Source organism: Microscilla marina ATCC 23134, assembly GCF_000169175.1.
GTDB lineage: Bacteria > Bacteroidota > Bacteroidia > Cytophagales > Microscillaceae > Microscilla > Microscilla marina.
Genome location: NZ_AAWS01000008.1, coordinates 40,166 through 52,286 on the forward strand (window position 1 = coordinate 40,166; position 12,121 = coordinate 52,286).

At 44.1% G+C, this 12,121-nt stretch carries 8 protein-coding genes; 7 read left to right on the plus strand and 1 reads right to left on the minus strand.

Annotated elements, in window-relative coordinates:
• Positions 1-77: 77 nt before the first annotated feature.
• Positions 78-203 carry a hypothetical protein gene (locus M23134_RS42455; RefSeq protein ID WP_262492895.1) on the minus strand — a complete coding sequence of 42 codons (126 nt, stop codon included), beginning with the start codon at positions 201-203 and terminating at the stop codon, positions 78-80.
• A gap of 94 nt (positions 204-297) precedes the next feature.
• Here M23134_RS42455 and M23134_RS08615 point away from each other — a divergent pair, with 94 nt between their 5' ends.
• From M23134_RS08615 to M23134_RS08645, 7 genes are all read left to right on the plus strand, one after another.
• A complete protein-coding gene (locus tag M23134_RS08615) occupies positions 298-1,224 on the plus strand; it encodes a hypothetical protein (protein WP_157558398.1) in 927 nt (308 codons plus the stop codon).
• Positions 1,225-1,612: 388 nt separating this feature from the next.
• A complete protein-coding gene (gene gltX, locus M23134_RS08620) occupies positions 1,613-3,193 on the plus strand; it encodes a glutamate--tRNA ligase (RefSeq protein WP_002695509.1) in 1,581 nt (526 codons plus the stop codon).
• Between the two features lie 313 nt (positions 3,194-3,506).
• Positions 3,507-3,698 carry a hypothetical protein gene (locus tag M23134_RS08625; protein ID WP_045113283.1) on the plus strand — a complete coding sequence of 64 codons (192 nt, stop codon included), beginning with the start codon at positions 3,507-3,509 and terminating at the stop codon, positions 3,696-3,698.
• Between the two features lie 92 nt (positions 3,699-3,790).
• Complete coding sequence (locus tag M23134_RS08630) at positions 3,791-5,239, plus strand: AIM24 family protein (protein ID WP_002695511.1); 1,449 nt, start codon at positions 3,791-3,793, stop codon at positions 5,237-5,239.
• A gap of 112 nt (positions 5,240-5,351) precedes the next feature.
• Positions 5,352-5,825, plus strand: coding sequence for a DUF4293 domain-containing protein (locus M23134_RS08635; protein ID WP_002695512.1), 474 nt, complete (start codon positions 5,352-5,354; stop codon positions 5,823-5,825).
• Positions 5,826-6,208: 383 nt separating this feature from the next.
• Complete coding sequence (locus tag M23134_RS37745; protein ID WP_002695513.1) at positions 6,209-10,084, plus strand: IPT/TIG domain-containing protein; 3,876 nt, start codon at positions 6,209-6,211, stop codon at positions 10,082-10,084.
• Between the two features lie 4 nt (positions 10,085-10,088).
• Positions 10,089-11,000 carry a PorP/SprF family type IX secretion system membrane protein gene (locus M23134_RS08645; protein ID WP_002695514.1) on the plus strand — a complete coding sequence of 304 codons (912 nt, stop codon included), beginning with the start codon at positions 10,089-10,091 and terminating at the stop codon, positions 10,998-11,000.
• The last annotated feature ends 1,121 nt before the right edge of the window (positions 11,001-12,121 follow it).

The following is a 12,121-nucleotide window of genomic DNA, read 5'->3' on the forward strand; positions in this document are numbered from 1 at the left end:
CAGAGCTCACTACGGTCGGTTAAACCATTCGTAATTCGTAATTGACCCACTCGTAATTAAACCATTCGTAATTTAGTCTAGAGTCGGGAGTCAGTAGACCATAGTTTTTTAGCGTCGCTTTGCGCCAATTCGTAATTGATCCATTCGTAATTCGTAATTAAAAAGCGTCGCTTGCGCTCATTCGTAATTCGTAATTGATCCATTCGTAATTAAACCATTCGTAATTAAAAAAGCCCAACATTTCGTAGCCGTTTGATAAATATGTAATTTTGCGTCGGAAATTACAAACATTTTAGAATGAAGACTTTATATAATAGTATAATTGCCTGTTTGATGCTGGTTTGTCTGAGTTGTGCCCAACAAAAGGGGCGAGGTGAGGCACCCAACGATGAGATACCTTTAGACAGCATGCTGTTTGCGCTGGGGGTAAGTCAAGGTGAGTTGCAATACAAAAAAATTGATGAAGCCTCAGGCTTGGTAGCGAGCCGAAACAACCCCCACGCCTTGTGGACACACAATGACAGTGGAGGCAAGAGTCGCCTATTTTTGATTGGCGACAAAGGAGAACACCTGGCTGTATATAAACTTGAGGGCATCAAAGCCCGCGATTGGGAGGACATTACCCTGGGACCTGGTCCCAAGCAGGGAGTCAACTATTTGTATGTGGGCGATATTGGCGACAACAAGGCACGTTATGAAGAGAAAATGATTTATCGCTTTCCAGAGCCCGATGTGAGCAATGTAAGTGGTGGAGTAAAAAAGAAGATTGAAAAAAGCGCCATCGAAACCATTCGTTTTCAGTTTCCGGATGGCAACCGCGATGTAGAAGCCATGATGATAGACCCTGCCACCAAGGATATTTTCTTTGTGACCAAGCGTGAAGAAAACGTACGGATGTATGTGGCCCGCTATCCTCAGTCTACCACCGAACTAAACCAGCTCGAATTTATTGGTACCTTGCCCATGCATAAAATAGTGGCAGGAGATATTTCGCTTACTGGCAACGAAGTGCTCATTAAAGATTATGGCAATATATATTATTGGCAAAAAGAAGAAAACGAATCTATAGAAGAGGTGCTTAAAACCCCACCAGTTCGCTTGCCTTATGAAGATGAGCCTCAGGGTGAGTCTATCGCCTGGAAGTTAGATGGTTCGGGCTATTATACCCTCAGCGAAAAGCGGTTCGAGATAGAGCCAGTACTGTATTTTTATAAGCGGAAGTAGTTCTTTAGTTGGTAGTCTGTTAGTCGGGAGTTGGGAGCGTTTGCAAGGTGCCCCATAAACACGCTGTAATTTGAAGCACCGATATGTATCGGTATCTAAGGACTTGCCCCTGTTGGGGTTCCTGATTTTTAACTAACAAATTTATAAACCACTGAAAGTAAGTATACTATGAATTTGTTAGTTGCCTATAGAACAGGGTGTACCTAGCACCTAGCGCCTAGTTCCTAGAACCTTGTCAGCGCTATGGACTATTAAACTAAATTTGCTATTTTTGCCCGATGTATCCGGCAAACCGGAAAAAAGAAGATAAGTATTATTTTAATTTAATGTAAGACAAACAAATCAATGCCTTTGAATAGATCATAGGCAAACGATTTGAACAAACGCAATGGATAAACCTGTAAGAGTACGATTTGCTCCAAGTCCAACTGGAGCCTTACACATTGGTGGTGTTCGCACCGCTTTGTACAATTATTTATTTGCCAAAAAAGAAGAAGGTACTTTTGTTTTGAGAATAGAAGACACCGACCAGGCAAGGTATGTACAAGGTGCCGAAGAATATATCATGCAAAGCCTCGAATGGTTGGGCATAGTGCCTGATGAATCGCCGATACACGGCGGAGAGTTTGGACCCTACCGTCAATCAGAGCGCAAACACATTTACCGTCAATATGCCGAACAGTTGGTGAAATCTGGCCATGCTTACTATGCCTTTGATACTCCACAGGAACTGGATGCCATGCGTAAACGCTTAGAAGCAGCGAAGTCTAAAAACCCTACCTATAATGCCATTACCCGTAAGGACATGACCAACTCGTTTACGCTGTCGCCCGAAGAGGTGCAAAAGCGACTTGAGTCGGGTGAGCCTTATGTGATCAGAGTGAAAATACCCCACCGTGAAGAAGTCCGTTTCAACGATGTGATCCGGGGTTGGGTAATGGTGCACGGCTCTACCCTGGACGACAAAGTGATTATGAAAGGCGATGGCATGCCTACTTATCACCTGGCAAATGTGGTAGACGATTATTTAATGAAAATTACCCAGGTAATCAGGGGTGAAGAGTGGTTGCCCTCGTTGCCTTTGCACGTGCTTTTGTACCAGTTTTTGGGTTGGGAAGCCGATATGCCCCAGTTTGCTCACCTACCTTTGTTGCTCAACCCTCCGGGCAAAGAAGGCAAACTAAGCAAACGTCAGGCAGACAACCTCGGCGTTCCGGTGTTTCCGATGCCTTGGGCTGACCCCGAAAAGGGAGAGACTTATTTAAACTTTAATCAAGCGGGGTTTTTGCCTGAAGCGTTGCTCAACTTTTTGGCGTTATTGGGATGGAGCCCTGGTAACAACCAGGAAATGTTTGACATCAGTCAATTAGAGAAAGACTTTGACTTGACCAAAATAACCAAAGCCGGAATCAAGTTTGACTATGATAAAGCTTGTTGGTTCAATGAAGAATACATTAAACAGCGCAAGCCTGAAGAGTTGGTGCCCTTGATGCTAGAGGTGTTGAAAGCCAATGGCATAGCTGTAGATAGCATTGATGCGGAAAAGGCATTGCAAATTGTACAATTGTTTCAAAGCAGGGTAACCCTCATTCCTGATTTTTGGGATAAACTAGAGCCTTCGGGCAAAAGGTTGCCTCAGGGAAAGGTATTGTTTGTAAGCCCCACCGAGTATGACGAAAAAACAGCCCGTAAAAAATGGACTGGTGAAGCTGCTGATGTGGTAGATACCTACAAAGAGCATTTGACCAACCTTGACAATTGGGTAGCCGATGATATTAAAACAACTCTAGAGGCCATTCTTACTTCTAAAGGAGTAAAAATAGGCAAGGTAATGCCTGCGGTTCGTCTTGCGGTAACCGGCTTGAGCAAAGGTGCCGACTTAATGGCAACAATGGAGATCATTGGTAAAGAAGAAACCATTAAACGCCTTGAAAATGCCTTGAATACCTTGGGGCAACAGGTGAGCTAATCACATGGACGGGCTGTTGGTCATTTTTAGTTTTTTGTAATGAGAAGTTATTGGCGGCAGCCTGTTTACAGGGTTTTAGGTTCAACCTGTTTTGCTGTATTGAGCAGCGGTAAGTAACGAGTCAGAATTAAATATACCTAATGAGTAGGTGTAACAGCCATATTATAAATGAGTTACCCTTACTTGTAGCTTATAGCTAATTACTTGCTGCTACTTATTGATAGAAAGTTAAATATAAACGGCTTTGTTGTTCACTGAATTTGTAATGTATTGCGAAACAATGGAACAACAAAGCCCTATAACAATAGATACTATGAGCAAAGGAAAAAAGAAAAATAAGGTAAACCCTGAGTTGGAAGGTTTAAATGTAGAAGTAGATACTTTTGGCGAGATTAAATTTAACTACAATATTGACAAAATCAATGAGTTTTTGGACAAGAATGTAGACGACAAAAAATTGAACAAGAAGCCTAAAGGTGAAAATACTGATGACGACAAGCACTAATCACACCATGTAATACAAAAACAGGGTTGTCTTGTGGCAAGTTGCATCAAGATCAAGGGTCATACTTTAAATAACCACCTATCAATCAAACAATGAAATCGCACTCGGTACAATACAAAATTATTGGAGACTTTACCCAAATACTGGAAGTAAACCTGCCTCCCGAAAAAACCATCATTACCGATGCGACTTTTTTGTTATATTTTGATGAAGAGGTAGCGCTCCAGCAACGCAATACCGATGGAGCAGATGAAGTAGAGGAGGAGATAGAAGAAGACGAAGAAGGAGGGCTGGAGGAGGAATCAGAAGGCGATGAGTTTGACGAAACACCAGAGGGCTTTGAGGATGAATTTGGCGAGGCAGACCCCTTTGTGGCAGACGAACCTGAACTTGAGGGGCTGGATGATAGCATTATGGGCGACCTCGATGAAGAAGAAGAGTTGCCCGAGACAGAGTTTGAATCGGAAGAGGAGGTAGACCCTAGTAAGGGCAACCTCTTGGGTAAGCTCTGGACTGCCACCCGTAAAAAAGTACAGTCTATTAAGCTGGGAAGTGGAAGTAGCCAGGAGGAAGACGAGGAAAACGATGAGGAGTTTACACCTGATGAAGAAGGTGGTTTGCCCGAAGGTTTTGACCCTGAAAGCATTGGTGGGGCACTGGATGGCATAGACGAGGAAGGTTTGCCTGATTTTGATGAAGAAATACCTGAGCCTGAGCCCGAACCTGTACCAGAACGTATATTTACTCACCTAAGCAATCAAAGCGAATTTATAAGAAAAGTAGCCCTGGCGCCTGCACAGCCTTGCCATGTGTTGGACATTAATTTGGGCGAACTGGAAGACAATGCGGTACATATTTGTAAGGGGAGTTTTATAGCGGCAGCCAAAGGGACTGAAGTAAGTACTTTTGCCGAAACCGATATTTTACTGCGCCCTCACCACGACGAGGGTTTGGTAATAGAAAAACTAGAAGGCGATGGAATGGTGTTTCTCAAAGCCAAGGGCGATGTGGTAGAACGTATTCTGGAAGACGATGCCATTCGGGTAAACCTGGCTTCGGTGGTGGCTTTTGAGCCTTCTATAGAGTTAGACATGGACAGTATTCAAAGCCTGGAAAGTTTGCAAGACGCCGATCCGGTGATTTTAGCATTGTTTAGTGGGTCGGGTATGTTGTGGCTACAGTCCAACCAAATGACCCCTCACATTATTCAACACATTACGCAACAGGTAGAGCCTACACCAGTGACTGAAACTGCACCTGAGTTGCCACCAGTGGCTATGTTTGATGCCGATGAACCTGATGAATCTCCAGAGCTTGAGTTGCCCAATATGGGAGACGAGTTGCCACCATTGGAGGGCATAGATGACGAGTTGCCTCCTATACCTGGTTTGGGCGAAGGAGACCTGCCAGAAGGAGAGACCCTGGATGCACCACCAGCCAATGACAAAAAAGCGGAAGAAAAGCCGGAAGCCAGAGACGATGACGACGATGATGATTTGCTACCCCCCGAAATAAGGGCATTGACAGATGGTGAAGATTAGCCCAAAGAGACTATAAAAATATTTTTAAGTCGTTGCACAGTTTCTTAAAATAAATATTTACTTATTTTTGCACCGAATTTTTAACTGAGACTTAAAAAGTATAGAAGAAATTATGATACAACGTGTTCAAAGCGTGTTTTTGTCTATAGTAGTAGTGTGTATGGTTTGTACCTTCTTTTTTCCGGTACTTAAGAAAACCAATGCTCAAGGCGCTACTGTAGAGCTTAGCTATACCAAAATGACTTTTACCGCTAAAGATAAAACTCAAAAAACAACCCCTACTTTTTATATGGCTATTTTGGCTGCTTTAGCTGCAGTCACCTCTGTATTTTCCATTTCAAGCTTCAAAAAACGTTTATTACAAATGAAACTTGGCTTGTTAAACTCATTGTTGATGGCGGGTATTTTAGCCTTTACTATGTTCTTTATCTCTCAGGGGGAAAAGTTTATAGGAATGAATATAGGGTATAAAAGCTTTGGCATAGGTTTCTTTTTGCCTGTAATTGCCTTGGTTTGCAATATTTTGGCAAATCGTTACATTCGAAAAGATGAGCGTTTGGTACGCGAATCGGACAGAATGCGCTAAAATAAGCTTAAATTTGCTACAAAAAGGCGGAATAACGAGTACCTAAAGTACTTGTTATTTCGCCTTTTTAGTTAACGACCATAACCTATGCTTTTTTAAATAAGAAATCAGTAGGTCACCTGAGGCTGGATTGATAGTTAAATAACCAACCCCTATTGCTTATTAACCGATCCACTATTGCAATGAATTGAACCTGTTTTTTATTGCATAAGTACCAAAACCCAGGCTTTTCTATATTTATCCTTTATTATAAGATATTCTTACGCTCCTGCATTTTATTCATCCTCTTGGTTTAAATTGCCCCCTCCTAAAAGACTATTAAAACCACCGTTTTTATAGTACTATCTATGCCTATAAGTTAACCAAACCACATTTTTATTATAATGAAACTACTACAACAACTGCTAACGTTGGTTTTATTGCTGGGCTTTGTTCATGGTGTACAAGCGCAGGAATGGACACAACAAATGCAACAAGCCAATCCCAATTTTAACACAATAAAAAAATCGTTTGACAACTATTGGAAAGACCGCCCCTACGAACGAGGACGTGGCTATAAGCAGTACAAACGCTGGGAATATTTCTGGGAAAAACGGGTCTCGCCTAACGGTGATTTCCCTCAGGCAGGTATCAAACAACAGGAGTGGGCCCAATACCTGCAAACCCACCCCAACCTCAAAAATCCCCAAAAACAACGCACAACAAACAACACTGCTGGCAATTGGACATCACTGGGTCCCAACTCTTCGCCGGGGGGCTACCAGGGAGTAGGCCGTATCAACTGTGTGACTTTTCACCCATCCAATGTCAATATTTTTTATGTAGGTACTCCTGCCGGAGGCCTATGGCGAACCACTGATGGAGGCAGCACCTGGAGCAACCTTACTGACAACTTGCCCATTATCGGTGTATCTTCTGTAGTCATTCACCCTACCAATACCAACACAATATACATTGCTACCGGAGATGCCGACGGAGGAGACACTCCTAGTATTGGAGTAATGAAGTCTACCGATGGAGGCGCCAACTGGAGCAAAACCGGGCTGGACTGGTCAATGAGCCAAGGGCGCAGAATTTCGGTATTGCTCATGCATCCAGCCGATGCCAATACCTTAATTGCGGCTACTTCGTTGGGGATTTATAAAACTACCGACGCTGGTGCCAATTGGACAAGAACTAAAACGGGTAACTTTAGAGATATGAAATTTAAACCTGGAGCCCCTGCTACTATTTACATTACTGGAAAAGAATCAGGCAGTAGTGCCCATCAAGTATTTGTGTCTAATGATACTGGAGCCAACTGGAGCAAAAGTACGAATTTTAGTGGAGTAAACCGGATATCTATAGCTGTATCGCCCGCAAATGATGGGCTGGTAGCCGCATTGAACAGTGGCAACGACAATGGATTTGCTGGCTTTTATGTGTCTACCAATAGTGGAGCCTCATTTACTGAAAAATTTAGCAAAAGCTCTAAAAACCTGTTAGGCTGGAAAGCAGATGGGAGCGATAGTGGAGGACAAGGTTGGTATGACCTGGCGCTGGCAATATCGCCTACTGACGCCAACGAAATGTTTGTAGGGGGAGTAAATACCTGGAAAAGTAGCGATGGTGGCGCCAGCTGGAGCCTTAATAGTCACTGGTCATGGGGGGGGGCTGGCATTCCTGTAGTGCACGCTGATAAGCATTTTCTGATGTACCACCCACAGCAAACCGGAACTTTGTATGAGTGCAACGATGGTGGAATTTATAAAACCACCAATGGAGGAACTAACTGGACTGACCTCACCAATGGTATGGTGCATACGCAGTTTTATAAAATTGGTGTATCGCAAACCGACGCAAGCTATGTAGTAGCAGGGGCTCAAGACAATGGTACTAAACTAAGGGGAGGTACTAGCTGGACAAACATAGGCGGAGGAGATGGAATGGAGTGTATCATTGACCCTACCAACAAAGACATTCAATACTATAGCCTGTATTATGGCAACATTACCCGACGAGTAAATGGAGTACGTAAAAATATTTCTGACAATGTGCCAGGTACACCCAAAGGTGCTTGGGTAACCCCTTATGTGCTTGACCCCAACGACGCCAACACCATTGTGGTGGGTTACCAAGATGTGTTTCGCTCTAATAACCAAGGTGATAGCTGGACGAATATTTCAAATGGGCAAACAGGTACTGCTAACTTAAATGCAATAGCCATTGCCCCTTCTAACTCTAATACCATTTATGCGGCAAGTTATTATAAAATTTACCGCACTACCAACGCCAACACCTGGACCAACATTACCACAGGATTACCTGTATCAAGCGGCGCTATTACTTATATCGCGGTGTCACCGTCTGACCCCAATACGGTATGGGTTACTTTCTCTGGGTATTCAAGTGGCAAAAAAGTGTATAAGTCTACCAATGGGGGTGGTTCCTGGACAAATATTTCGGGTACTTTGCCCAACTTACCTGTCAACTGCATTTTGCACGATGATGTAAGCAGCGACGAAAGCTTGTACATTGGTACTGATGTGGGCATCTTTTATCGCAACAATACCCTGGGCGACTGGCAGGCGTTTAGCAATGGCTTGCCCAATGTGGTCGTAAGAGAGTTAGAGATTCAACGTTCGTCTAAAAAACTAAGAGCAGGTACCTACGGACGTGGTTTGTGGGAGTCTGACTTGTATGGAGTGGCATCAGCGGCAAACCCTCCGGTAGTGACTAGCTTTACCCCAGCCAGTGGCAATGTAGGTACCATTGTCACCGTTCAGGGCAACTTCTTTACTGGAGCCACTGCCGTGAAATTTAACGGCACCACTGCTACAGTATTTAATGTAGTATCAGACAGTAAAATTACTGCCACCGTACCCGCTGGTACCACTACAGGTAAAATATCGGTCATTACTCCTGGTGGAACAGGCAATAGTGCCGCAAATTTTATCATAGAAGTTTTACCTAAAATCATCAGCTTTACTCCCGGAGCAGGCAACGAGGGAATGGCAGTGACCATTACCGGAGAAAACTTTGGGGCCACCATTGCAGCCAATACGGTAAAGTTTAACGGCACGGTAGCCATTGTAAGCAACGCCAGCCCCACGCAACTGGATGTTACCGTACCCAACAGAGCTACTACAGGTAAAATAACTGTGGAAGTGGACGGTAAAATTGCCACAAGTGCCACCGATTTTGTCATTACTACTAATAACTCTGACCCCGTAATTACCGACTTTACGCCAAAAGCGGGTACAGTAGACACCGAAGTGGTGATTACCGGAGCTAACTTTGACGCATTAGCCACCAACAATACTGTGAAATTTAACGGTACCGTGGCTAATGTAACCGCAGCTACTACGACCGAATTGAAAGTAACGGTACCTGCTGGAGCCACTACGGGTAAAATAACCGTAGAGGTAGGTGGCAAAACAGCCACTAGCACAGCCGATTTTACCATCATTGAAAATGCGGCTGACCTTGCCATTGCCGATTTTACGCCCAAATCAGGTATTATAGGCACCGAGGTAACCATTATTGGGGTAAACTTTGATGCAGTGGCTGCTAACAACACCGTGAAGTTTAACGGCACCGAAGCTGTAGTAACTGCGGCTACCACTACCGAGCTAAGAACCAATGTACCAGTAGGCGCTACCACGGGTAAAATAAGTGTGGAAGTGGGCGATAAAATGGCCACCAGTACCGCCGACTTTACTGTTACCGAAAACGCCACCGATCCAGCCATTGCTGATTTTACCCCCAAAGAGGGAGCTAAAGATACGGTAGTGACTATTTTTGGGAACAACTTTGATGCAATTGCCGATAACAACACCGTGAAGTTTAATGGTACAGTAGCCACAGTGCTTGCGGGCACTACTACCGAACTAAAGGCCACAGTACCTGCGGGCGCTACCACGGGTAAAATAAGTGTGGAAGTAAGCGGGGTAACCGCTACCAGTACTGCCGACTTTACGGTATTAGAGGATAGCAAAGCGCTTCAGTTCAACATCAAACCCGCCAAAGTAATTACTCCCAATGGCGATATGATCAACGATACCTGGCGAATAGAAGGAATAGAAAAACTCACCGATTATCATATCAGGGTATTCTCCAAAACCGGACAACTGGTGTATGAATCTACCAAGTATGAAACCCCTTGGGATGGCACCGCCAATGGCAGCTCATTGGTGTCAGGGATATATTATTACAACATTCAAATGAGTGCCCGTGGAGTAAAAGAAAGTAAAACCGGTTATATCACCCTAATCAAATAAAGCAATGTATTCGATTCATCAAATATTCCGTCTGTGTGCCCTGGTAGTCATTGCGCAACTATGGGCAAACACCACCCAGGCGCAGGTAGCCCCGGTGCAAAACCAGTTTTACCTCAACCCCTACATATACAATCCTGCCTGGGTAGGCAGCAACGACCAAAACCAATTATTTTTGGGAGTAAAAAAACAATGGGTAGGTGTAGAAGGTGCCCCTACTATAGCCACGCTTACCTACGAACACGCGATGGAAGACAACCCCGCAAGTATGGGAGTGCAGGTGGTAAACATCAGCGAAGGTCCCATTAATACTTTGGCAGCCAGGGTAACGGCGGGGTATCGTTTAGAAACCGGACTGGACAGTTACCTCTACTTTGGTATGTCGCTGGGCTTGGTGCACAATGCTTTTAATGCCAATGCCCTGGACGCAGCCAATGACCCTTTGGTAGCCGAGCAAAACGCGCACTCGATCAGTTTTGATGGTGGTTTTGGTTTCGGCTATGAGTCTAACGGATTGAGAATGGGGCTTGCCTTGCCACGTTTTACGGCACCTCGTCCTTTTGTAAAAAACAACGATGGCAAAGACCCCTACAGCCCCTGGGACTATATGATTGGCTCGTTGAGCTATACCTTTGAGCCCGACCTTGACTGGGAGTTTACCCCTGCTTTTTTGTACCACATGCAAAAAGGCTTTAACAACCAGTGGGAGCTAGGGCTTACCGCGACTTATCAGAAAACGCTCAACCTGGGAACTATTTACCGTCAAAATAATGGGTTGACGGTGTTGGCAGGCTTTAGCCTCAGCGAAAACTTGAGTTTGAATTACATGTACAGTTTTTCGAGCCCCACCGCCAAGCTCCCCAACGACAGCCACGAGTTGGTGATCAGGTTGGCAATGGGTAGAAAGGGGAGAAGGTAGGTTTTTTTACTCTCAATTTTGCAATGATGATAAAAGCAAGGCACTGGCGCTTTAGAGCGGTTGCCTTGCTTTTTTTTGTGGTGTGGGTGTTGGTTTTAAAGTGTTAAATTCGATTCAAATGTCTTTTGTAGGGGCAATCCTTTATGGTTGCCCTCGCCTGTTAAATTCCAAATGAGGCATTCAGTCAAATTACCTGCGAAAACCAGCCAGAGTTGTATGAAGACGCTAAAAATTCTGGCAGGTTGGGTGTGGGTGGGTGTTGGTTTTAAAGTGTTAAATTCTATTCAAACACCTTTTGTAGGGGCAATCCTTTATGGTTGCCCTCGCCTAGTAAATTCCAAATGAGGCATTCAATCAAATTACCTGCGAAAACCAGCCAGAGTTGTATGAAGACGCTAAAAATTCTGGCAGGTTGGTGTGGGTGGGTGTTGGTTTTAAAGTGTTAAATTCGATTCAAATGTCTTTTGTAGGGGCAATCCTTTATGGTTGCCCTCGCCTGTTAAATTCCAAATGAGGCATTCAATCAAATTACCTGCGAAAACCAGCCAGAGTTGTATGAAGACGCTAAAAATTCTGGCAGGTTGGGTGTGGTTGGGTGTTGGTTTTAAAGTGTTAAATTCTATTCAAACGCCTTTTGTAGGGGCAATCCTTTATGGTTGCCCTGGCCTAGTAAATTCCAAATGAGGCGTTCAATCAAATTACCTGCGAAAACCAGCCAGAGTTGTATGAAGACGCTAAAAATTCTGGCTGGTTGGTGTGGGTGGGTGTTGGTTTTAAAGTGTTAAATTCGATGCAAATGTCTTTTGTAGGGGCAATCCTTTATGGTTGCCCTCGCCTGTTAAATTCCAAATGAGGCATTCAATCAAATTACCTGCGAAAACCAGCCAGAGTTGTATGAAGACGCTAAAAATTCTGGCAGGTTGGGTGTTGGTTTTAAAGTGTTAAATTCGATTCAAATGCCTTTTGTAGGGGCAATCCTTTATGGTTGCCCTGGCCTAGTAAATTCCAAATGAGGCGTTCAATCAAATTACCTGCGAAAACCAGCCAGAGTTGTATGAAGACGCTAAAAATTCTGGCTGGTTGGTGTGGGTGGGTGTTGGTTTTAAAGTGTTAAATTCGAT

Coding starts and splice junctions, on each gene's coding strand:
- M23134_RS42455 (WP_262492895.1), bottom strand. CDS start 203: ATGGATCAATTACGAATTACGAATGAGCGCAAGCGACGCTTTTTAATT.
- M23134_RS08615 (WP_157558398.1), top strand. CDS start 298: ATGAAGACTTTATATAATAGTATAATTGCCTGTTTGATGCTGGTTTGT.
- gltX (WP_002695509.1), top strand. CDS start 1,613: ATGGATAAACCTGTAAGAGTACGATTTGCTCCAAGTCCAACTGGAGCC.
- M23134_RS08625 (WP_045113283.1), top strand. CDS start 3,507: ATGAGCAAAGGAAAAAAGAAAAATAAGGTAAACCCTGAGTTGGAAGGT.
- M23134_RS08630 (WP_002695511.1), top strand. CDS start 3,791: ATGAAATCGCACTCGGTACAATACAAAATTATTGGAGACTTTACCCAA.
- M23134_RS08635 (WP_002695512.1), top strand. CDS start 5,352: ATGATACAACGTGTTCAAAGCGTGTTTTTGTCTATAGTAGTAGTGTGT.
- M23134_RS37745 (WP_002695513.1), top strand. CDS start 6,209: ATGAAACTACTACAACAACTGCTAACGTTGGTTTTATTGCTGGGCTTT.
- M23134_RS08645 (WP_002695514.1), top strand. CDS start 10,089: ATGTATTCGATTCATCAAATATTCCGTCTGTGTGCCCTGGTAGTCATT.